At 68.4% G+C, this 22,482-nt stretch carries 16 protein-coding genes and 1 pseudogene; 8 read left to right on the plus strand and 9 right to left on the minus strand.

Annotated elements, in window-relative coordinates:
• Positions 1-81: 81 nt before the first annotated feature.
• The gene (locus ACJ8AT_RS14885) at positions 82-537 is read left to right on the plus strand and encodes a hypothetical protein (RefSeq protein ID WP_407738385.1); all 456 of its coding nucleotides are present in this window, start codon (positions 82-84) and stop codon (positions 535-537) included.
• A 45-nt stretch (positions 538-582) separates the two neighbouring features.
• Here the strand turns inward: ACJ8AT_RS14885 and ACJ8AT_RS14890 are convergent, their stop codons facing one another.
• Entirely contained in the window at positions 583-1,128 is a 546-nt protein-coding gene (locus ACJ8AT_RS14890) for a GNAT family N-acetyltransferase (RefSeq protein ID WP_407738386.1), read from the minus strand.
• 7 nt (positions 1,129-1,135) lie between these two features.
• The gene (gene glgC, locus ACJ8AT_RS14895) at positions 1,136-2,365 is read right to left on the minus strand and encodes a glucose-1-phosphate adenylyltransferase (protein WP_407738387.1); all 1,230 of its coding nucleotides are present in this window, start codon (positions 2,363-2,365) and stop codon (positions 1,136-1,138) included.
• A gap of 264 nt (positions 2,366-2,629) precedes the next feature.
• On the opposite strand from glgC, the gene ACJ8AT_RS14900 reads away from it, so the two are divergent.
• Both ACJ8AT_RS14900 and ACJ8AT_RS14905 read left to right on the plus strand, forming a co-directional pair.
• Positions 2,630-3,511 carry a diguanylate cyclase gene (locus tag ACJ8AT_RS14900; RefSeq protein WP_407738388.1) on the plus strand — a complete coding sequence of 294 codons (882 nt, stop codon included), beginning with the start codon at positions 2,630-2,632 and terminating at the stop codon, positions 3,509-3,511.
• A gap of 3 nt (positions 3,512-3,514) precedes the next feature.
• Positions 3,515-4,273 (plus strand): MBL fold metallo-hydrolase, encoded by a 759-nt coding sequence (locus tag ACJ8AT_RS14905; protein WP_407738389.1) that lies wholly within the window; start codon positions 3,515-3,517, stop codon positions 4,271-4,273.
• 18 nt (positions 4,274-4,291) lie between these two features.
• On the opposite strand, the gene ACJ8AT_RS14910 is transcribed toward ACJ8AT_RS14905, so the two are convergent.
• The gene (locus tag ACJ8AT_RS14910; protein ID WP_407738390.1) at positions 4,292-5,401 is read right to left on the minus strand and encodes a pyridoxal phosphate-dependent aminotransferase; all 1,110 of its coding nucleotides are present in this window, start codon (positions 5,399-5,401) and stop codon (positions 4,292-4,294) included.
• Between the two features lie 139 nt (positions 5,402-5,540).
• Positions 5,541-6,818 carry a DEAD/DEAH box helicase gene (locus ACJ8AT_RS14915; RefSeq protein WP_407738391.1) on the minus strand — a complete coding sequence of 426 codons (1,278 nt, stop codon included), beginning with the start codon at positions 6,816-6,818 and terminating at the stop codon, positions 5,541-5,543.
• A 250-nt stretch (positions 6,819-7,068) separates the two neighbouring features.
• Between ACJ8AT_RS14915 and ACJ8AT_RS14920 the strand changes: the two genes are divergently transcribed.
• Together ACJ8AT_RS14920 and ACJ8AT_RS14925 are read left to right on the plus strand one after the other, a co-directional pair.
• Positions 7,069-8,505 (plus strand): RAD55 family ATPase, encoded by a 1,437-nt coding sequence (locus ACJ8AT_RS14920; RefSeq protein WP_407738392.1) that lies wholly within the window; start codon positions 7,069-7,071, stop codon positions 8,503-8,505.
• On the plus strand, positions 8,502-9,587 hold the full coding sequence (locus ACJ8AT_RS14925) for an ATP-binding protein (protein WP_407738393.1): 1,086 nt from the start codon (positions 8,502-8,504) through the stop codon (positions 9,585-9,587). The genes ACJ8AT_RS14920 and ACJ8AT_RS14925 overlap by 4 nt, the downstream gene beginning before the upstream one ends.
• Positions 9,588-9,606: 19 nt before the next feature.
• Here the strand turns inward: ACJ8AT_RS14925 and ACJ8AT_RS14930 are convergent, their stop codons facing one another.
• The 5 genes from ACJ8AT_RS14930 to ACJ8AT_RS14950 form a co-directional block, all read right to left on the minus strand.
• Positions 9,607-10,635, minus strand: coding sequence for an NAD-dependent epimerase/dehydratase family protein (locus ACJ8AT_RS14930; protein WP_407738394.1), 1,029 nt, complete (start codon positions 10,633-10,635; stop codon positions 9,607-9,609).
• Positions 10,632-15,044 carry an AMP-binding protein gene (locus ACJ8AT_RS14935; RefSeq protein ID WP_407738395.1) on the minus strand — a complete coding sequence of 1,471 codons (4,413 nt, stop codon included), beginning with the start codon at positions 15,042-15,044 and terminating at the stop codon, positions 10,632-10,634. Before ACJ8AT_RS14935 ends, ACJ8AT_RS14930 begins: the two co-directional genes overlap by 4 nt.
• Positions 15,045-15,072: 28 nt before the next feature.
• A complete protein-coding gene (locus tag ACJ8AT_RS14940) occupies positions 15,073-16,686 on the minus strand; it encodes a lactate racemase domain-containing protein (RefSeq protein WP_407738396.1) in 1,614 nt (537 codons plus the stop codon).
• An 11-nt stretch (positions 16,687-16,697) separates the two neighbouring features.
• Positions 16,698-17,363: an HAD family hydrolase gene (locus ACJ8AT_RS14945; RefSeq protein ID WP_407738397.1), complete on the minus strand. Its 666-nt coding sequence runs from the start codon at positions 17,361-17,363 to the stop codon at positions 16,698-16,700.
• Positions 17,364-17,452: 89 nt separating this feature from the next.
• Entirely contained in the window at positions 17,453-18,430 is a 978-nt protein-coding gene (locus ACJ8AT_RS14950) for an NAD-dependent epimerase/dehydratase family protein (protein ID WP_407738398.1), read from the minus strand.
• 252 nt (positions 18,431-18,682) lie between these two features.
• Here ACJ8AT_RS14950 and ACJ8AT_RS14955 point away from each other — a divergent pair, with 252 nt between their 5' ends.
• The 3 genes and pseudogenes from ACJ8AT_RS14955 to ACJ8AT_RS14965 form a co-directional block, all read left to right on the plus strand.
• Complete coding sequence (locus ACJ8AT_RS14955) at positions 18,683-19,009, plus strand: SWIB/MDM2 domain-containing protein (protein WP_407738399.1); 327 nt, start codon at positions 18,683-18,685, stop codon at positions 19,007-19,009.
• Between the two features lie 153 nt (positions 19,010-19,162).
• A complete protein-coding gene (gene treY / locus ACJ8AT_RS14960) occupies positions 19,163-22,261 on the plus strand; it encodes a malto-oligosyltrehalose synthase (RefSeq protein WP_407738400.1) in 3,099 nt (1,032 codons plus the stop codon).
• Positions 22,258-22,482 (plus strand): annotated as a pseudogene (locus ACJ8AT_RS14965) (glycogen debranching enzyme GlgX); the annotation flags it as partial. The gene treY and the pseudogene ACJ8AT_RS14965, both read left to right, overlap by 4 nt.

Below are 22,482 nucleotides of genomic sequence, written 5' to 3' on the forward strand. Positions count from 1 at the left end.
GGCGCTCGCCATGTGGAATCTCCCCCGTACGGGCCCAGGCCCGTCACGGAACCGCATCGAAGCGGATTCAGGGAGGGGAAGATGACCAACAATTTCGGTAACCCCGAAGCGGGGGCAGGGGGCAGCAATGCCCGGAACATGGTGAGCACGCCCGCCATCCTGTTGATGGTGGTGGGTGGCATCACCGTCGCGGCCGCGCTGTGGGGGGTGGTCCAGAACCTCATGGGCACCAATGCCGCGCAGATGGAGCAGGTGCTGGCCAACCCGCAGATTCCCGAGGGGGCCAGGTCCATGCTCGCCGGCATGACCAAGGGCGGCATCTTCGTCAACATCATCGAGCTCGTTCTCGGCGGTGTGACGGTCTTTGGCGGGCTGAAGATGAAGAACCTGGAGAGCTACGGGCTGGCGATGGCCGCCTCCATCATCGCGGTGATCCCCTGCATCGGCTCGTGCTGCTGCATCGGTATTCCGGTCGGCATCTGGTCGCTGATCGTGCTCAACAAGCCCGAGGTGAAGGCCGGCTTCCGGCCGTCATAGCGGGCCATGACTCGGAGCCCGGTCCGGCACCCACCGGGCCGTGGCTCAGGGCTCGGGGCGAGGTGAACTCGAGGCCTCGCTCCGGCGCTCTCCGCCAAGCCGCCGCGGCAGCACTGGCCGCTGCTTGCGCATCCTCACGCAGGCCAGCTGCACCTCCGGGGTGAGCACGCGCTTGGCCGCGTGGAGCCGCACATAGCCCCGGACCCGGTAGAAGGCCTCCGCGTTGAGGCTGGCATCCAGGCTCATCACCTGCGCCCCGGCCCGCCACGCCAGCTCCTCCAGCGAGGCCAGCAGCGCCGAGCCCACGCCGTGGCCCACCTCCTCGGGCACCACGTACAGGGCCTCCAGCTCTCCCAGGAACGTGTCGAGCTGCCCGAAGCCCACCAGGTGCCGCCCGCGCTCGGCCACCAGCACCGTGCGAGCCTGCTCCGGCCGCAGGTACCCGTCCTCGCGCAGCAGCTCCACCCACGTCCTCACCTCGCGGGAGGAGTAGGCGCCCTTGCAGAGCGCCGCCACGGAGCGGGAGTGGATCCGCCACAGCGCGTGCCGGTCCTCCACGGCCGCTGGGCGCAGGCTCAGGCCTCGTGCCACCGCGGCCTCAGGAGACCTTCATGCCCTTGGGAATCACCACCACGCCGCCGGAGGTGACGTGGAACCGCCGCTTGTCCTCCTCGAGATCGTAGCCAATCGTCATCCCCGGGGGGATCTCCACGTTCTTGTCGATGATGGCGCGCTTGATCCGGCAGCGCCGGCCAATGGAGACGTTCTCGAAGAGGATGCAGTCCTCCACCTCCGAGTACGAGTGCACGCGCACCTTCGGCGAGAGGATGGAGCGGTTCACCGAGCCGCCGGAGATGATGCAGCCCTCGGCCACCAGCGAGTCGGTGGCGTTGCCCACGCGCTTGTTGGCCTTGTCCGCGAAGACGAACTTGGCCGGCGGCAGGTTGTGGGGCGCGGTGTAGATGGGCCACTTGTCGTTGTAGAGGTTGAAGATGGGGTCCACCTCCGCCAGATCCATGTTGGACTGGTAGTACACGTCGATGTTCCCCACGTCCCGCCAGTAGCCGTGCTCTTTCTCCTCCTGGCCGGGCACCCGGTTCTGCGCGAAGTCGTACACGAACACCGGCGCGCGCTTGTAGAGCTGGCTGATGATGGACTTGCCGAAGTCGTGCGCGCTGCCCTCGTCCGCCGCGTCCCGCACCACCTCCTGCACCAGCGTGTCCGTGGAGAAGATGTAGTTGCCCATGGACGCCAGGCACATCTTCGGGTTGCCCGGCATGGGCGGCGGGTTCTTGGGCTTCTCCAGGAACTCGCGCATCTCCCCGTTGGGCCCCACGTCGATGATGCCGAACTCCTTGCCCTCCTCGATGGGCACGGGGATCGCCGCCACCGTGCACGCGGCCTTCTTGGCCAGGTGGAAGTCCAGCATCAGCCGCACGTCCATCCGGTACACGTGATCCGCGCCGAAGACGAAGGTGTAGTCCGGCTCCTCGTCCGTGATGATGTTGAGGTTCTGGTAGATGGCGTCCGCGCTGCCCTTGTACCAGTCCAGGCCGGTGCGCATCTGCGCCGGCACCGACTCCACGTAGTGGCCCAGGAAGGCCGTCATCCTCCAGGCGCGCGACAGGTGGTTGTTGAGCGAGTCGCTCTTGTACTGCGTGAGCACCTTCATCCGGTACACACCGGAGTTCGCGAAGTTGGAGAGCACGAAATCGATGATGCGGTACCGGCCCCCGAAGGGGACCGCCGGCTTCGCGCGCTCGCGCGTGAGCGGCTCGAGCCGGGTCCCTGCACCACCTGCCAGAATCATCGCCAGCAGCTTTGCCATAGGCGCCGGACGTTAGCCGCGCGCTTTCCTCCGACAAGGGCGCCCTCGCCGCTCCCGCTGCGTTCGTTGAGTGCCCAACCGCGCCGGGCTCTCCCTTGGCGGCTGGCCAACGCCCGGGCCCATTTCCGCTCCCGGCGTAAGCCCTGGGCGCCGGGGGTGTAGGTCTTGACCCCGACTCCCAGGGAAGCTCCCGCCTACTCCCTGGGTGGGTTACCCCCTGCCTACATGGCTTCCACCGGGCGAGCGTGGTATTCCTCGTTTTCGATGGCTTCCGACGAGACTCGGGTCACCAAGATCACCACGGTCAAGGCTCCCAGCGCGGTCAACCGGGATTGCTGCCTCGTTCAGATCCACGGCCCCGAGCTGGGCAAGAAGTACGTGCTGGACGACAGGGAGTACACGATCGGCCGGGACGAGAACAACCAGATCGTCGTGGACCTGGACAACGTATCGCGCCGCCATGCGCGCATCTTTGGCAGTCACGATCGCATGTTCGTGGAGGACCTGAAGTCCACGAACGGCACCTTCCTGAATGATCAGGAGGTGCTGGGCGCGCAGCCCCTGCGCAGCGGGGATCTGGTCAAGGTGGGCGGCTCCATCTTCAAGTTCCTGGACGGGGCCAACATCGAGACGCAGTACCACGAGACCATCTACACGCTGACGATCGCGGATGGCCTCACCGGCATCAACAACAAGCGCTTCTTCCTGGAGTACCTGGAGCGGGAGATGGGGCGCTCGCACCGCTACCACCGGGCGCTGTCGTTGATGATGTTCGACATCGACCACTTCAAGAAGATCAACGACGTGCACGGGCACCTGGCGGGGGACTACGTGCTGCGCGAGCTGGCCCAGTCCATCAAGCGGCTGGTGCGGCGCGAGCAGTGCTTCGCGCGCTACGGCGGCGAGGAGTTCGCGCTGGTGATGCCCGAGGACGGGCCGGACAAGGCGCGCCTGTTCGCGGAGAAGATCCGGAAGATGATCGAGGAGAAGACGTTCATCTTCGAGGACAAGGAGATCCCCGTCACCGTCTCCATCGGCGTGGCGGAGATGGAGCACGACATGACCGAGCCCACCCAGTTCATCAAGGTGGCGGACGCCAACCTGTACAAGGCCAAGAAGTCGGGACGGAACCGGGTGGTCGGGTAGGCGGTGGCCAAGGACTCGCCATCGCGGCTGGCGCGCGCCCTGTTCATCCTCTTGGGACTGGGGCTGCTGGGCGCCGCGTGGCTGTGGCCTCAGCTGCCTGAGCGGGGCGGGGCTCGCATCGACGCGGGCCAGGGGCTGACGGGGGTGCTCTGCAACGGGTACGCGTATGCCTGGGTGCTGCAGACGCCGCACGGCGCCGCGCTCGTGGATGCGGGAGCCGATCCCCAGGGCAAGGACCTGCTGGAGGTGCTGGCGGCGCGGGGCGTGAAGCCCGAGCAGGTGCACACCGTGCTTTTAACCCATGGGCACATGGACCACTGGGCCGCCGCGCACCTGTTCCCCCACGCGCGAGTGCTGGCGGGGCCGGGCGAGGCGGCGTTGATCCGCGGGGAGTATCCCGAGAAGAGCCTGGCCGGCCGGCTCACGCGCTCCATGAAGAGGCCCCCGCTGCCCTCGAAGCTCGAGGAGGTGAAGGACGGGCAGGAGCTGGACGTGGATGGGGAGAAGATCCGCGTCATCACCTTGCCGGGGCACACCCCGGGCAGCGCCGCGTACCTGTGGAGGGACGTGCTCTTCACCGGAGACGCGCTGGTGCACAGCCACAAGGGCCTGACGACCTCGCCGTCCTTCTTCTCGGAGGACACCGAGGAGGGCCGCGAGTCCCTGCGCAAGCTGCGTGAGGTGGGCTTCTCCCGCGTCGCGGACGGGCACGCCGGGCTCACGGTGGATGCGAAGGAGCAGCTGCTCCAGACGCTGAAGTAGAGGCGGGAGCGCCGGGCCTCAGCGCCCCATCAACCGCGCGAGCACGTCCGCCCCTCGGAGCACCACCGCTGGCGGCGAGCCGGTGAAGCAAAGCCGTACGTGGTGGGGGAAGGGCCCGAACATCGGTCCCGGCGCCACGAGCAGGCGGTGCTCCACGCAGCGCTCCAGGAAGCCCTGCAGCCCGCGCTCGTCCAGGTGCTGGGACACGTCCACGAAGAGGAAGGTGCTGCCCTGCGGTGGAGGCACTCCCAGCCGGGCGGCCACCTTGCGTCCCACGTCCTCGTACTGTTGGGCTGCCTGGGCGGCCCACTTCAGCCCGGGGCCCTGGAGCGCCCTCATCCCCGCGAGCTGCGCGGCGGTGGGCGCGCTGTAGAAGGAGTGCGTGCTCACCTTGCGCATTTGCGCCACGGCCTCGGTGGGGCCCACCACCCAGCCGCAGCGGTTGCCGGCCATTCCGTAGGCCTTGCTGAAGCTCCAGGTGGACAGCGTGCGCTCGGGCGCCAGCGCTCGCGCGTAGACGTGCTCGCCCGAGTAGACGTAGTGCTCGTACACCTCGTCCGTGAGCAGCCACAGGTGCTCGCGCCGGGCCAGCTCGGCCAGGGCCTCCACCCAGGCGCGGGGCAGCACCTGGCCCGTGGGGTTGTTCGGGGTGTTGAGGTACAGCGCCACCGTGCGCTCGGTGAGCCGCGCTCGCACGGCCTCCACCAGTTCCTCGGCGCTGCCCAGCCCGAGGAACGGCACGGCCACCGGGACTCCGTGAAAGGCCTGGACGATGCCGGCGATGAGCGGCCAGTAGGGCGCCAGGAGCAGCACCTCCTCGCCGGGCTTCAGCAGTGCGCCCACCATGGCGCCGAGCCCGCCCGTGGCGCCGGTGGTGACGAGCACCTGGGAGCGCTCGGTGGGCATGCCCACGTGGGCCCGGACGTGCTCGACGATCGTGTCCAGCAGCGCGGGATGGCCCTGCACCGGACTGTAGCGGTGCAGCCCTGGGTGCTCGGCCTCCCGGAGATCCTCCATGCGGCAGCCTTCGGGCGGCTCCAGCCACGTGTCGCCCACGTAGAGCGGGTACACCTCACCGCCCATGTGCTCGAGCTTCGCCGTGAGCGCGCTGTACACCGAGCCCGACATGCTGGCGATGGACGGAGCGTAGGAAGGATGGCGCGGCATGGAGCACCTGGACCGAGAGGAGTCGGCGGCTCCCGATGACTCCGGAGCGTCGCCCGCGGGGTGCACGATAGCCAGAACCTGTCTGGCTGTCAGACCGGGCTCAGCCTGGACTGCCAGAGCCTCCGGGCGGGCGCCGCTTGTGCGTCCTCGCGTGACGCCCGGGCTGCTGCCCTGGCTCGCGCTTTGGCACCCCGTGGTCCTTCTGCCGAGGGCCGGGATCCCGCTGCGCGGCGAGCACCCGCTCCCATTCCTGCTGGAAGATCGCGTCCTCGCGGGGCATGGGAGCCTTTGGAATCTTCGCGCGCATGATGCGCTCGATGTGGGCGAGCATCTGCTCGTCCTTGGAGGTGACGAAGGTGGACGCCACGCCGCTGGCCTGGGCGCGCGCGGTGCGGCCGATGCGGTGCACGTAGTCCTCGGGCGCGTGGGGCAGATCGTAGTTGATGACGTGCCCCACGTCCTCCACATCCAGCCCGCGGGCCGCGATGTCGGTGGCCACGAGGCAGCGGTAGGTGCCCTCGCGGAAGCCCTCCATGGCCTGCTTGCGCTGGTTCTGCGTGCGATCGGCATGGAGCACCGCGCACCGATAGCCGGCCCGTTGCAGGAGTTGATGCACCTTGTCCGCGCGCTCCTTCGTGCGAGTGAAGACGAGCGCCGTGGCCTCATCGCGCGCCAGCAGCGCGAGCAGCAGCGGGGACTTCTCCTCGGGCTTCACCCGGTAGAGGCGTTGCTCGGCGCGCTCGGCGGGAGTGCCGCTGCGAGTCACCTCCACGCGCACCGGGGCGCGCAGCCGCTCGCGGGCAAACCGGCTCACATCGGGGCCCAGCGTCGCGGAGAACAGCAGCGTCTGCCGGCGGCGAGGCAGGGCGGCGAGGATGCGCTCGATCTGAGGCAGGAAGCCCATGTCGAGCATCCGGTCCGCCTCATCGAGCACCAGGCTCTCCAGGTGAGGGAACGCGGCGGCCCCCGCCTCCATCAGGTCCACCAGCCGCCCCGGCGTGGCGAGCACGAAGGAGGGCCGCTGCTTCAGCGCCTCCACCTGGGCCGCCATGTCCTCGCCGCCGATGACCACGGCGTGTGTGAGGCCGCGAGGCTCGGAGAAGAAGCGCACGGGCTCGGAGATCTGCTGCACCAGCTCGCGTGTGGGCGCGAGCACCAGCCCGAGGGTGCCCTGCCTCCCGGCGAAGCGCTCCACCAGGGGCAGCACGTACGCGGCCGTCTTGCCCGTGCCGGTGGCGGCACAGCCGATGACATCCTTGCCCGCCAGCGCCGGAGGAATGGTCCGGGCCTGGATGGGAGTGGGTTGGGTGAAGCGCGCGCGGCGCAGGGCCTCGAGGGCTTCGGGCGAGAGGCCAAGCTGGGCGAAGGGGGTGCTCACGGGGTGGGCCTACCATGCCATGACGGCGAGCAGGGGGCTCGCCGCGGGCGTACGGGGAGTCGAGGCGTCCTGCTCCCATGTTCATGCCGGGAAGGTGGGCAAGAGTTGTTATCTGGTGAATATGCCCAAGGCTGGAATTTTTTCCGGCAGGGTAGCGGCCCTCTCATCCGAGGACAGATGTTCGGTAAAGGCACTTCGTTGAAACCGAAAGGCATGCGTGAGTTCCTCCAGAAAAGTTCTCTCCACTGGTGTGCCTGGCTTTGATGCCCTCCTCGGCGGGGGCTTGCCTGTCCGTCAATCCGTGCTGATCACCGGGCAGCCCGGCACGGGGAAGACGGTGCTGGCCAGCCAGATCGCCTTCCACCATGCGGCTCAGCGCACCCCCGTGGTGCTGGCCACGACCACCTCCGAGTCCCAGGCCAAGCTGCTCGAGGATCTCGCCGGCTTCTCCTTCTTCACCCGCGAGAGGTTGGGCGAGGAGCTCTTCTTCCTCAGCATCTACTCGTGGCTCAAGAAGGGCGCCCGGGAGGCGCGCGAGATCCTCATCAACACCGTCCGGGAGCGGAAGGCGCGGCTGCTCGTGGTGGATGGGCTGCGCTCGGTGAGAGACCTGTGGCAGGACGAGGCGAAGCTGCGCGAGTTCTTCTATGAACTCGCGGTGGGACTGGCGACGGTGGACTGCACCGCCCTCTTCATCACCGAGTATCCGCTCGACAAGCTGATCGAGTTCCCCGAGTCCACCACGGTGGACGGCATTGTCTCCCTCTCCTTCGACGAGAGCCGCTCCGGGAGAGTCCGGCGCGCGGAGGTGGTGAAGCTTCGCGGCATGAGGCACCTCCCCGGCCGGCACGTGCTGCGGATCGACACCCCCGGTATCCGCATCCTGCCTCGCGCGGAGGCGGTCACCGTGGCCGATGTGGACTTCGTTCCGCCCCCAGGGCGCGCCCAGTTCGGGCTGCCGGAGCTCGACGGGCTGTTCGAGGGGGGCCTGCCCCTGCAGAGCGCGGCGCTCATCGCCGGGAGCACGGGGGTGGGGAAGACGCTGCTCGGGATGCACTTCGCGGCGGCGGGGGCGGCACGCGGAGAGAAGTCGCTCGTGTTCTCCTCCGCGGAGCCCGTGGCCAGCCTTGTCTCCAGAGCGCGGCGGGTCAACCTCGAGCTCCAGCCGCTCATCTCCTCGGGGGCGTTGAGCGTGCGCTATGATCCTTGCTTCGAGATCGAGGCGGACGAGATCGCCGCGATGGTGCTGGCCGAGCTCGAGCGCTCCGGGGCCAAACGCCTGGTGTTCGAGGACGTGGATGCGATCGAGCGCTCGCTGGAGAACCCCGCGCGGGCTCGCGCCTTCTTTGGCGCGCTGCTGATCCGGCTGCGGTCCATGGGCATCACCTCGCTGTTCACCCGGAAGATCTCCAAGCTGGTGGGGCCCGAGCTGGACTTCAGTGAGTCTCCCCTGGCGAACATCGCCGAGAACCTGCTGTTCCTGCGTCAGGTCGAGCTGCGCGGCCGGCTGCACCGGGTGCTGTCCATCCTCAACCTGCGCAACAGCCAGTTCGACTCGAGCCTGCGTGAGTTCGAGATTCGCAACGAGGGGCTCCGGGTCCTGAAGCCCCTGAACGCCGCCGAAGGGCTGCTGACGGGCATGGCGCGCCCGGTCCACCCGCCGGCAGAGGAGCCTGTGCTGCCTTGAAGGTCGTCCTGGTCGTAGATGACGAAGAGGCGCTCCTGGACGTGTTCTCGTCCGTGCTCTCGGAGCTGGGACACACCGTGCTCTCGGCGCACGCCGGGGACGAGGCGCTGGGGCTCGCCCAGGCCCACCAGCCGGATCTGATCATCAGTGATCACATGATGCCGGGGATGACGGGCGTGGAGTTCTTGCGCTCGGTGCGCGGGGACGAGCGGCTGGCGGATACGCCCTTCATCCTGGTCAGCGCGGCGCAGCCTCAAGGCGCCCACGAGGCGAACGCCTATCTGCCCAAGCCGGTGTCGCTGGAGACGTTCGAGCGCGCGGTGCAGGAAGGGCTCCGCGCCTCCTCTCGCAAGAGGGACAGTCAGCGGGAGGGAGCGCCGCTGACGCAGGCGCCCGAGAACGGGTTGAACCTGGCGCGCGCGGAGATGCTGAGCTGGGTGTCGCACGAGATCAAGACGCCGCTGAGCTCGGCGCGGCTGAACCTGGAGATGATGATCCGGCACCTGGGCAGCGGCGCGAACGAGGCGCAGCGGAGGCGGGGCGCGGTGGCGCTCCAGCAGCTGGATCGGATGGCCACGCTGGTCAGCTCCGTGCTCGAGGCGTCGCAGCTGGCCGATGGATGCATCAAGCTCCAGCGCGAGCCGTGCGAGCTCAAGTCCTTCCTGCAGGGAGTGGTGGGGTACTGGCGGGACACTCGGCCAGACTTCGAGTTTGTCCTGAAGCTCCCGTCCGAGGCCGTCATCGCCGTGGCCGATGCCGAGCGGGTCCGGCAGATCCTCAACAACCTGGTGTCGAACGCCGTCAAGTATGGGGGGGCCTCCGCACGGGTGGAGATCACGTTGGAGCGCTCCCCCGGGCGAGCCCTCATCGCGGTCACGGATCTCGGCAAGGGCATGGACGCCTCCGAGCTGCCGCGGATCTTCGATCGCTTCCACCGTGCGGAAGGCAGCACGGGCCAGGGGCACGGGCTGGGGCTCTACATCGCGTCGGCGCTGGCCCAGCTGCACGGAGGGACACTGCAGGTGCGCTCGCAGCGGGGGGAGGGCTCTACCTTCACGCTCTCGCTGCCGCTGTCCCACTGAGTCCGCTCGGGAGACGGCCTCAGGTGCCCTCGCGCTTCTCCGCGAGCTGGCCCTTGATGCCGGGCAGGTCCCGCGGCGGCATCTTCGTGTAGATGTATTGGACCGTGTCGTGCAGCGTCTCTTGCGGATCCCTCGCGCGGAAGCCCAGCTCGCGCTCCGCCTTCGAGGCGTCCAGGTAGAAGTAGTGCTCGCCGATGTCTACCTCCTGCGGATCGAGCATCGGCTTCGTGCCCCGGAACTTCGCCCACCGCTCCAGCAGCTTCCCGGCCAGCACGGTCACGTCCGAGGGCAGGCGCAGCCGCGGCGCCGCCACCCCCGTCAGCCGCTCGAGCCGGTCGAAGAAGTCCGCCAGGGACATGTTCACGCCCATCAGGTGGCGGCCGTACAGCTCGCCCCGCGTCAGCGCGTTGAAGAACGCCTCCGCCGCGTCCCGCGCGTCCACGAAGGACAGGCCGCCCCCGGGCATCGCGGGGATCTCCCTGTTGAGGAACTTCACCACCGTCCACGTCGAGGACAGCCGGTCATCCCCCGGCCCCATCAGCAGGCTCGGGTTGAGCACCACCAGCGGGATGGAGTGCTTGCGGCAGTACTCCAGCGTGAGCTTCTCCTCGTAGATCTTCGAGAGGTAGTACGGCCACCGGCCCACCACGGCGATGGGGTAGTCGTCCTCCTCGGTGCCGATCCGCTCCTCCTTGGATACGGCGACCGTCCCCGAGCTGGACGCGAGGATGACGCGCTTCACCCCCGCCTCGCGCACGTCTCGCAGCAGCTCGCGCGTGGCGTCCACGTGCAGCTCGTACATCCGCCGCGCGTCCTTGTCCTGGAACGAGACCAGCCCCGCCAGGTGGTAGACGGCCTCCACGCCCTCCAGCGCGCGGCGCACCGTCTCGCGGTTCTTCAGGTCTCCCTGGAGGAACTCCGCACGCGCCGACCCAGGCGCCGAGGGCCGAGTCCGGCCAATCAGCCGCACCTCGTGGCCCGCCTCGAGCAGCCGCGGCACCAGGTGGGTGCCCAGGAATCCGGAGCCTCCCGTCACGAGCAGCTTCACGCGTCCTGTCCTCCCGTGGAGCCCAGCGCGCGCCGCTGCTCCTCCGTCGTGGCCGCCGCATCCAGGTTCAGCACCCGGCCGGCCCGCAGCGCCTTCACCGCCTCCTCCGCCAGCCGCGTGGCGTAGCGGTAGCTCTCCGAGCGCGCCATGCCCTGCGTCTTCGTCCTCAGGTCCGCGTACCGCAGCGCCGGGCCGATGTGGACTTCGAGCTCCTTGGACTTGGGGAACATGGTGCCCTTGGGCAGCGCCTCGAAGGTGCCCTTGAGGTACAGCGGCAGCACGTCCACCTCATAGGTGAGCGCCAGGTAGCCCAGCGTCGGCTTGAACTCCAGCAGCTCGCCGGTGGTGGAGCGCGTGCCCTCGGGGAAGATGAGCAGGTTGTAGCCCAGCCGCAGCGACTCGCCCGCAAGCCGCAGCGACTCGCGCAGGCTGCCGTGGCGATCCATGGGGATGAGGTCCGTGAAGTTCTCGAAGTAGGCGCGCTTGAGCGGCGTGTCGAAGAAGTAATCCCGCGCCGCCAGCGCCACCGTCTTCTGGCCCTGCTCCTCCAGCACCGTGCGGATGAGGCCCGCGTCCAGGTGGCTGGCGTGGTTGGCGATGACCAGGAAGTTCCGGTTCTGCGGCACGAACTGCTTGCCCGTCACCTTCACCTCGAACATGCCGCCGTACAGCACCTTCTGCCCGAAGCTGAGCAGCTGCCGGCCCAGGTTCGCCACCACCTCGGGCACGGGGATCTCCATCTCCTCGGAGCGCTTGTGGTCCTCGGTGATCTCCTTGGCCCGAGCCTCCACCGCCGGCCTGCGCCCGGAGGCGACCACCAGCTTGCGCAAGTCCTCCACCGTCTGGATCTGCGTCAGATCATTCACCGCGGGCAGCGGCACGCCGGCCTGCTCCAGCGCCACCGAGAGCTCCGTCAGCATCAGCGAGTCGAAGCCCAGATCCACCGAGAGCCGCGCGTCCGGCCGCACGTCCGCTACCGGCCGGTTCACCACCTCGGCGATGAGCGGGTAGAGCCAGTCGCTCACGCCGCCCGTGCCCGGGTGTGTCACCTTCTCGCGAGCCTTCTCGCCCGTGGAGGCCAGGCGCTCCAGGCGCTTGAGCTCCTCCACCACCAGCTTGCGCTTCACCTTGCGCGTGGAGGTGCGCGGCAGCTCGCCGTCCCAGAAGCGCAAGAGCTTCACCCGGCGGTAGAAGGGCATGTCCGCGCTCACGTTGCGGAAGTGCTCCTCCAACTCGCGGCGGACCTCCTCGCGAGGCCGCTCCTTGTAGTCCGGCACGCACAGGCAGGCGACCTTCTCGCCCCCGCCATCCTCGGGCAGGCCGACGATGGACAGCTCCTTGATGTGCGTATGGGTGCCGTAGAGATCCTCGAGCTCGTCCGGGTACACGTTCTTCCCGTTGGCGTCGATGATCACGTCCTTCTTGCGGCCCACCAGGTAGAGCCGGCCCTCGGCGTCCAGCCGCCCCAGGTCTCCGGTGTGCAGCCAGCCTTCCTTGATGACGGCCTCGGTCGCCTCGCGGTCCCCGAAGTAGCCGGCCATGATGTTGGGGCCCTTGGCCAGCACCTCGCCGATGCCGTCGTTGTCCGGCTGATCAATCCGGAACTCGATGCCCGGCAGCGCCTTGCCCACCGTGCCCGGCTGGCGCTTGTTGGAGGGCTCCGCCACGGAGAGCACCGGCGCCGCCTCGGTGAGGCCATAGCCCTCGGTGATGTTGAAGCCCAGCGCGTGGAAGGCCTTGTGCACGTCGTCCGGCAGCGCCGAGCCGCCCGACACCAGGAACTTGATCTTCCCGCCGAACTTGCGGTGCACCGGCCAGAACAGCAGCTTGCCCAGGTTGAGCGAGCTGCGGTTGCGCAGCTCCCCGTGCGAGGCCATGAGCGCCTTGAGCGCCTGCTCCACCACCGGCGGGCGGCTGGCCATCTCCTGGGTGATCTTCCGGTGCAGCAGCTGCCACAGCGCCGGCACGCCCACCATCGCGGTGACGCGGCCCGTCTCGAACACGTCGCCCAGCCGGTCCGCCGTCAGCTCGTCGATATAGGTGATCTCCGCGCCGCGCGAGAACGGCGTGAGGAAGCCGGCGGAGAACTCGAAGGTGTGGTGCAGCGGGAGCACGGACACGAGCCCGTCCCCCACGCCGATGTTGAAGGCCCCCGCCAGCTTCGCCACCAGCGCGGCGAAGTTGCGGTGGGTGAGCATGACGCCCTTGGGCGTGCCCGTGGTGCCGGAGGTGAAGATGAGGCTGGCCACGTCATCCGCCGCGGCCGTCTTGCGCACCGGGCCGATGCGATCCGGGAACGCCGGATCTCCGGACATGGCCTCGGCCAGGCTGAGCACGCGCGTCGGGCGCTCGCCCTGGGTCAGCGAGGAGACCAGGCCCGGGAAGTCCTCCATGGCCTGCTCGGAGATGAGGCACGCCTTGGCCTCGGCGCGGCGGGCGATGTTGACCACCTCCGCCTCGCTGAGCGCCGGATCCACGGGGACGACGGTGGCGCCCGCGCGGAGAATGCCGAAGTAGGAGATGGCCCACTCGGGCCGGTTCTCCGACACGAGCAGCACCCGGTCTCCGTGCTTCACCCCGTGGAGCAGCAGCGCGCTGCCCACGCGTCCCGCGTAGCGGTGGACCTCGCCGTAGGTGACGCGCTCCTCCTTCTCGTCGGAGAACATGCGGAAGGCCACGCGGTGCCGCCATGCGTGCACCGAGGCCTCGAACAGCTCCAGCAGATCGCGGTGCGCGGGGATGACGGTGCGCTTCTGCGTCTCCTCCTCCAGGCCGGGGAACACCCACTTCTCCAGGCCGGGCAGGTGCGTCTCCAGCCAGTACGTGCGCCAGTCGATGTGCTCCGGAGCCCAGTTGATCTTCATCCGGTCCGCGTGCGCCATGCGCGCGTACACCGAGCGCGTGTTGTCGCAGCGGAAGACGTAGCGGTTCTCCCAGATGAAGGGCAGGAACAGCTCGATCAGGCCCGCCAGGCTGGAGACCTGCTCCTCCACGCCGTCCAGCTTCACCTTGGCCCGGTCCAGCAGGGCCTGCACGCCGGGGGCCCCCCAGGTGGGCCGCACCTCGTCGATGACCTGCTTGAGCAGCCGGGCGCCCTTGATGAAGGCGGGGGCGCTGAAGCGCTCGAAGGCCTGGCGCGTGACGGGCACGGGCTCCACGCGCGAGCGCACCGCGTTCATCAGCGCGTTGCCGGACTCCTTTTGGCGGTAGTAGCGGCGGCGGTACAGGCCCACCAGCTCCACCGAGCGGGTAGCGTAGAACGGGTTCACGTCGCCGGAGGCCAGGTGGTAGACGCGCCGCTCCTCCACCGTGAGCGCGTGCGCGGTAATCCCGATGGTGGCTCCCGCCACATGGTCCACGGGGATGATGTCCAGGATGGTGCGCTCGCCCGCGGGGATGCCGCGCTGGCCCTTGAGGCCCGCGAAGGCCAGGGGCGCGGAGGTGGTGAAGCCCTCGTTCCACCCGGGGAAGGGGAAGTGCTGCGCGCTCTCGACGATGGAGGGCCGGACGATGGAGTAGCGCAGGCCCGGGGTGGCGGCCATCACCTGCTCGCCCAGGCTCTTGGTGTACGTGTACGTGTTGGGCCAGCCCCAGTGCAGCGCGCGCTCCATGCCGGCGCGCACCAGCTCGCTGGTGAGCCACAGCTTGCGCTCGCGGCCCACGGCCAGGCGCAGCGTCTTCTCGTCCGAGACGTCGCGGCCTTCCTCGGCCAGCCGGTCCAGCGCCTTCTTGCGGAACAGCGAGGTGAGCGCCTTGTCATCGGCCTGCTCGCGCAGCCGGGCGACAATCCGCTCGGCGTCCTTCAGCTCCTGCTCGAGGCTGAAGTCGCGCCCGTCCAGCTCGTCCTTCTTGGGGAAGTAGCCCAGCACCTCCTCGTCCTCGAAGACGAGCCCGCTGCGGTTGCCCGCGACGAAGGCGGTGGACATGTGGATGAGGGGCGCCTTCCACTTCAGCGCCAGCTCCACCACGTTCTTCGCGCCGTGGGTGTTGACGTTGAGGCCCACCTCCAGCGAGGGGGTGAAGGACACCAGGCCCGCGCAGTTGACGATGGCGGCCACCTTGCCGGTGAGCTCGTCGGCCTGAGCGGCCTCCAGGCCCATGAGCGGATCGGTGATGTCGCCGTCCAGCACCTCGCACTTCTTGCGGATGAACTCCAGGGCTCCCTCGTCGCCGTAGGCGTCCCGCAGCGGCTGGAAGGGCTCGCTGGTGGCGACCTTGTCGAAGAAGCGGCGCTCGGCGGAGGCGGAGCTGCCCTTGCGCACGAGCACGTAGAGCTTGTCCAGCTCCTGCCCGTAGCGGGCCAGGAGCATGCTCAGGGTGACCTTGCCCACGAAGCCGGTGGCGCCGGCGAAGAGCAGGCGCTTGCCTGTGAAGACCTGGGAGACGTTCAGTTCGGGAAGCGGAGTCATGTGCAACTCGGGTGCTGCGGCACGTGGCTCAGAGCTTCACGTCCGCGAGCAGGGTGGGCGCGATGCGCAGCAGGCTGATGGTGGCCGAGCGGCCCATGAAACCGCGGGCCTCCTCGATGGCTTCGGTGAGGGTGTCGGTCCGGTCCCAGCCCAAGAGCGCGGGCACGTGGTTGTTCTCGGCACCGGCGACGATGACCTTGCCCACGTGCTGGCGGCCGTTCTCGCCCCAGTACCACATATAGAAGGGGTGCACGCCGTGGTAGGCGTTGCCCTTGCGGTACAGGTGCACGTACGAGGGGTTCTCGGCGAACTCGCGCTCGTACTTGTGCTCCAGCTTCATCGAGTCGCGCGTCTCCGGCAGCAGCCGGTTGAAGAACTCGATGTAGCTGGGGTGCTGCACGGGATCGAACTCGTCGAACGCCGGGTGCAGGAAGATGAGCACGCCGCCCTTCTTCACCAGCGGCACGCCGCGGTTCAGGTTGAAGAAGTAGCCCAGCCCCATCACCTGCAACAGCAGCGGGTTGAGGATGGAGTTGACGCTGTAGGGCGAGATGAAGGGGATGGGGAAGATGACGATGTCGCTCTGCCCCTCCACCGGCACCGAGTACTGCTTCCAGCTCATCTCCAGCGTCTTGGCGTGGGCCGGCTCGGTGGCGCCGGCGAAGATGCCCGTCACGTCATACGGGGCCGGCACGGCGTTGAAGATCTTCCGGGCCGCCGCACGCGGGGCGTGCTTGAGGGCGAACAGCGCCGCCTGGAGCTTGAGCCGGTCGCCCTCGGTGTAGTCCTCCTCCCGCTTGCCGAGGAACTCCATGGGCGCGCCGAACATGCGGTTGTTCAGCGTCGTCTCGATGTGGAACACCTTGAGGTGCTTGTCGATGACGTTGCCGATGCGCGCGTTGCTCGTGTAGAGCTTGCTCGCCTTCGGCTCCATGTAGCTGTCGGACTCGCGGATCGTCTTCGGGTTGTGGTGCGAGCGCAGGCTCGCGTAGTTGGCCACGCCGGTGCCCATGGACTTGTGCCCGCCGTTCATGGGCACGAAGTTCACGTTCACGTAGACGATCAGATCGCTCTCGGCCACGCGGCGGTTGATGGCGACGACTTCCTGGTGGCTGGTGCGCTCCAGCTCGACGATGCCGTCCGGGTCCTCGGCGTCGTGGTTGTAGTAGCGGTCCGGGTAGTAGGCGTCGAAGATCTTCTGGCCCGCCATGCGGCGCATCTCCGCCTCGGTCATCCGGCGGTGCAGGGCGTTGGCGATGATCAGGTGGATGTCATCCACGCCGCTGTCGGCGGCCAGCTCCAGCACCACCTCGAGGATGCTCTGGCGCACGTCCGGCGTCACCATGGGCGGCAGCGGCACGGAGATGTCGTCGATGACGCAGGTGAGCTTCATCCCCGGGCGCATCAGCGCGTGCAGCGGCTCCATGCCCTCGGGGTGGTTGATGGCCCAGCGGATCGCGGCCTTCACGTTGGGCACGCCGGCCATGGGAGGCCGGGGGAAGATGACCCGGGTGCCGACGGGCAGATCCTCGAGGAGGAAGTTCTCTCCGGAGAAGAGCACGCGCGGGGGGCTGCCCTTCTCGGTGATGACGACCTGACTTTCCTCGTCGTAGAGCTTCTGGAGCGTCTTGATGGGGCGCATAGGAGGTTTCGTCACTTCAGATCGAGGATGGGCCAGTTGTAGGCGCGCGCCAGCGAGCGCAGGCGCATGTCCGGATTGACCGCCGTGGGCCGGCCGACGATGGCCAGCATGGCGTAGTCCGAGGCGCTGTCCGAGTAGCCGTGGCAGTGGGCCAGCGACAGCCCCTCGCGCACGCAGTAGTCCCGGATGGAGTTGGCCTTGTTGGCGCCCTCGATGATGGGGGGAATCACTTTGCCGGTGGCCTTGCCGCCGACGAACTGCATCTTGTTGGCGATCAGCTCGTCGGCGCCCAGGTAGCGGGCGAGCGGGCGCATGGTGAAGTCCAGCGCTCCGGTGACGAGGACAATGCGGCAGCCGGCGCGCCGGGCCTCGGCGATGAGATCCTTGGACTGCTCGTAGAGGGCGGGCTTGAGCACGTCCTCGAACATGTCCTCGGCCACGGTGAGCAGGCGGTCCTCGGTGAGCCCCTCGTAGTAGCGGTAGAAGAACTCGTTGAAGACCTTGCGGTTGATGACGTCCAGGGCGCCGAACAGGGGCAGGCTGGCGGCCGTGCCGAGCGAACGCCCCGCCATGCCCAGCAATGAACCGCGGTTCATCGCGTAATAGGCATAGACGTGGACGATGTTCGTCCTCACGAGCGTCCCGTCGACATCATAGAAGGCAGCTTTGGCGGGCATGGGGCTGGGCGGGCTTCCTGACACTCCTGTACGGGAGAGTCAACGACGCCGGATGGGTGGGAATTCTTCGGGCAAGCGCGCAGGTGGGCTCACAGCCAGCCCTGCTCCCGGTACCAGCGGGCGCTGCGGCGGATGGAGTCCTCCAAGTCTCGTTTCGGCCGGAAGCCGAGCAGCCGCTCGGCCTTGGCGCCCGAGCACGTCCAGGCGGGGGCGAGGAGCTGGCGCGCGAGCTTTCGATTCAGCGGCAGCTTGCGGCCAGTGGCCTGCGTCACCATATCCGCGGCGGCGGCCAGCCCCTTGAGCATCCAGGGCGAGAGCTTCACGGTGCGCGGGTGGACGCCCAGCTCCCGGGCGCCGATGTCCTGGAGCTGCTCCATGGTGAAGTCTTGCGGCCCGCCACAGAAGAAGGACTGCCCGAGCGCCTCCGGCCGTTCGGCCAGCACCAGCAGCAGGTCCACCACGTCCTCCACGTCCACCAGTGTCAGGGGCCGCGGGCCTCCGCCAATCTCCAGCCGGATGCCCTTCTTGATGAGCTTGAAGAAGGTGAGGTTCTCGTGGTCGCCCGGCCCGAGGATGCGCGGGGGGCGAATCACCGTCACCGGCAGCCGGTCCGCGTAGGCGAGGACAATCCGCTCGGCCTCGGCCTTGCTCTCGCCGTACCACTCTGCGGGGTGGAAGGGATCCTCCTCCACGTGGGGGTGGCCCGCGGAGGAGGGGCCCGAGGCGGCCAGCGAGCCGCACAGCACCAGCCGGGCCTTGCCTCCGGCGCGCAGCAGGGCCTCGCACACGTTGCGGGTGCCCTCGGCGTTGACGCGCATGAACTCGTCGCGCGTGGCGGCGCGGCGGATACCGGCCAGGTGGAAGACCACGTCCCGGCCGGGCACCGCGCGCTCCAGCGAGGCCGTATCCGTCACGTCTCCCTCCACGCGGCTGTAGGAGATTCCGGCCAGCCCCGAGGCGTCGCTGGAGGGGCGCAGCAGGCACGCCACGGTGTCTCCCCGAGCGGCCAGCGCCCTCGCGAGCCAGGTTCCCAGGAAGCCGTTGCCACCAGTGAGCAGGGTGTTCATGGGCTCGTCTTCAAGACCAAAGAGGCGAGCCCGGCAAGGGGAAATCCGGAGGGCGATCAGCGTTTTTCCGAGGGGAAAACGGTGCCTCGCCCCCCCACCGCCGAGTGTGAGGCAGCGATCAGCGCGCGGTTTTCAGAGGGAAATGCGCACGGAAAGGCTGTTTTTCGGCTCCGGCCGTGCTACTACGCCGCGCACGGCTTAGCTTCATCAACGCCGTACTCAACGTCCCCTTCGGAGGGGAGGAGACACAGAATGGCCGCTAAGAAGGCTGCTGCGAAGAAGACCACTGCTGCGAAGAAGGCTCCCGCTGCGAAGAAGGCCGCTGGTGGTGCCAAGCGCAAGCCGAACGCCGCGTTCATGAAGGAGTTCAATCCGTCGCCCGAGCTTGCCGCTGTGGTTGGTGACAAGCCGCTGCCGCGCACCGCGGTCGTCAAGAAGCTCTGGGACTACTTCAAGAAGAACGGTCTGAACCAGGGCCAGCTCATCAACCTGGATGACAACCTCAAGAAGATCTACGGCAACAAGAAGCAGATCAAGATGACCGAGGTCGCCGGGGCCTTCAAGCACCTGAAGGAGTAGTCCGCCACGCGCCAGCCCGCACCCGGGCGCGCGTTGCACCGAGGGCTCGCCACGCAACGGCGAGCCCTCTGCTTTTGGAGAGCGTTGGAAATAGGGCGAACCGGCGCCTGCACACTGGCCAACGCCCTCGGAAGTTCCTACCTCTCCAAGGCCATGTTTCTCCAAGGATTGGAAGAGGGGAGTGCCACCGCGGCGGATGCGGCGGAGCGTGGAGCATCCATCGCCGACAGGCTGTTCGCGCGCCTCCGCGAGGAGCTGCTGGCGCGCGCCCGCACGACGCCGCTGTCCACCTACCGGGTGCAGCTCTACAAGGAGTTCACCTTCCAGGATGCCCGGGCCGTGGTGCCGTACCTGGCTCGCCTGGGCGTCAGCGACTTCTACGCCTCGCCCTACCTGAAGGCCACGCCCGGCAGCACCCACGGGTATGACTGCGTGGACCACCAGCACCTCAACCCCGAGGTGGGCTCGCCCGAGGACCACCAGGCGCTGTGTCAGGCGCTGCGCGAGCAGGGGCTGGGCCAGGTGCTGGACGTGGTGCCCAACCACATGGGCATCGAGCGCTTCAACGCCCTGTGGTTCGACGTGCTGGAGAACGGTCCGGCCTCCATGTACGCGAAGTACTTCGACATCGACTGGGCGCCGGTGAAGGCGGAGCTGCGCGACAAGGTGCTCCTGCCCATCCTCGGAGACCAGTACGGCATCGTCCTGGAGAACGGCGAGCTGAAGCTGGGCTACCGGGACGGGGCCTTCTTCATCCACTACTACGATCACCTGCTGCCCCTGGCGCCTCGGCAGTACGGCCATGTGCTGCGGCCGGGCCTGCAAGAGCTGGAGGCCCGGCTGGGCCCCAGCAACCCGCACCTCATCGAGCTGCAGTCCATCCTCACCGCCATCGAGCACCTGCCCTCGCGCACGGAGATAGAGCGCGCCAAGGTCATCGAGCGCAACCGCGAGAAGGAGGTCATCAAGCGGCGGCTCGCGGCGGTGGTGGAGGTCAGCCCCGAGGTGGCCACCTTCGTGAACGCCTGCGTGGACTCCTGCAACGGCACCCAGGGCAACCCGCGCTCGTTTGACAGGCTGGATGCGCTGCTGGCCGGGTGCAGCTACCGGCTGGCGCACTGGCGCGTGGCCGGCGAGGAGATCAACTACCGGCGCTTCTTCGACATCAACGGGCTGGCCGCCATCCGCGTGGAGGACCCCGACGTCTTCGAGGAGGCCCACGCGCGCATCCTGGACTGGCTGCGCGAGGGCTACGTCACCGGCCTGCGCATCGATCACCCGGACGGGCTGTTCGATCCGACGGCCTACTTCCTCCGGCTCCAGGAGCGCTTCTTCCTGGCGCGGGCGCGCGAGCACTTCGAGGCGGAGTTCGGCGGCAGCGACACCCGCTGGTCCGTGGTGGAGCCGCGGCTGCTGGAGCGCTGGCGCACCGAGGTGGCGGAGGACCCGAACTCGCCGCTGCGCAAGGCGCTCTACGTGGTGGTGGAGAAGATCCAGGGCGGCCGCGAGCGCATCCCCGAGGCGTGGGCCGTGCACGGCACCACCGGCTACCGCTTCGCCAACTCGGTGGGCGGCGTCTTCGTGCGGCCGGAGGCCGAGAAGCCCCTGACGGAGAGCTACCACCGCTTCATCGGCGAGGCGCCGGACTTCGAGGAGCTGGTCCGCCAGAAGAAGCTGCTCATCATGAGCACGGCCATGTCGAGCGAGCTCAACATGCTCGCTCACGAGCTGAACCGCATCTCGGAGATGAACCGGCGCACGCGGGACTTCACGCTCAACAGCCTGCGCCGGGCGCTGGTGGAGTTCATCGCCCTGTTCCCCGTCTACCGCACCTACGTGGACGGCTGGCGGCCGGAGCTGGACGCGCGTGACATCCAATACATCGAGTGGACCATCGCCCGCGCCAAGGAGCGCAACGCCACCACCAACGTCAGCATCTATGACTTCCTCCAGGACATCCTCCTGCGGCGCTACCCGGAGCACCTCGACGAGAACGAGCGGGCCGTCATGCTGCGCTTCGCCATGAAGCTGCAGCAGGTGACGGGGCCGGTGATGGCCAAGGGCCTGGAGGACACCGCCTTCTACATCTACAACCGGCTCGTCTCGCTCAACGAGGTGGGCGGAGAGCCCGAGCACTTCGGCACGCGCCCCGCCTCGTTCCACCAGCGCAACCGCGAGCGCGTGGAGCACTGGCCGGCCAGCCTGCTCACCACCAGCACCCATGACACCAAGCGCAGCGAGGATGTGCGGGCGCGGCTCAACGTGCTCACCGAGCTGCCCGAGGAGTGGAGCCAGCAGGTGGAGCGCTGGGCGAAGCTCAACGCGCCCCACGTCTCCAAGCTCCCCAGCGGCCCGGCGCCCTCTCGCAACGACGAGTACTTCCTCTACCAGACGGTGGTAGGCGCCTGGCCCATGGGCGAGTCCCTCTCGGACTCGGAGCTGGAGGACTTCCAGCGCCGGGTGCGCGAGTACATGGCCAAGGCCATCAAGGAGGCCAAGGTCCGCACCTCGTGGACCAACCCGGATGCCGAGTACGACGCGGCGATGGGGCGCTTCGTGGACGCGTGCTTCGACCGGAGCAAGAGCGCCGCCTTCCTGGAGCAGGTGCGCCAGTTCAAGCGCCGCATGGAGCCCGCCGGACAGCTCAACGCCTTGGGGCAGCTCTTGCTCAAGCTGGCCTCGCCCGGCGTGGTGGACACGTACCAGGGCTGCGAACTGTGGGATCTGTCGCTCGTGGACCCGGACAACCGGCGCCCGGTGGACTACGGGCTGCGCTCGCGGCTGCTGGAGGAACTGGACCGCGAGGCCGCGCGAGACAGTGCCCTCCTGTGCGCCCAGCTGACGGCCCACATGGACGATGGGCGGGTGAAGCTCTACACGCTCGCCCAGGGCCTGCGGCTGCGCCAACGCCAGGCCACCCTCTTCCGCACCGGCGGCTACCGGGAGCTGGAGGTGCAGGGGCCCCGGGGGCAGGCCGCCGTGGCCATGGCTCGCGAGCACGAGGACTCGGTCGTACTGGCCGTCGCACCGCGCTTCACGCTCGCCGCGCTGGAGCGGGAGGGCGGGCTCTCCCGCGCCTACGAAGGCACTTTCGTGACCCTTCCGGACGCCTATGCGGGCATGATGTTCCGGGACGTCTTCACCGGGCGCGAGGTGCGGACGGAGCGCGGGAAGACGGGTGGCGTGGTGCTGCCCCTCTCGCCGCTCCTCGCGAGCTTCCCGGTCGTCCTGCTGGAGAGGAGCACGGGATGAGGAGGGCGGAGGTGCTGCCAGGGAAGCCGTACCCCCTGGGCGCCACGTATGACGGTGCTGGGGTCAACTTCGCCGTCTTCGCCGAGCATGCCCGGAAGATGGAGGTCTGCCTCTTCGATCCGGGCGATCCCACCCGTGAGACCCACCGCATCTCCCTGCCGGAGACGACTTATCAGGTCTGGCACGGCTATGTCCCCGGCCTGAAGCCGGGCACCCTCTAC

It is taken from the genome of Hyalangium sp. (genome assembly GCF_045802625.1).
GTDB lineage: Bacteria > Myxococcota > Myxococcia > Myxococcales > Myxococcaceae > Hyalangium.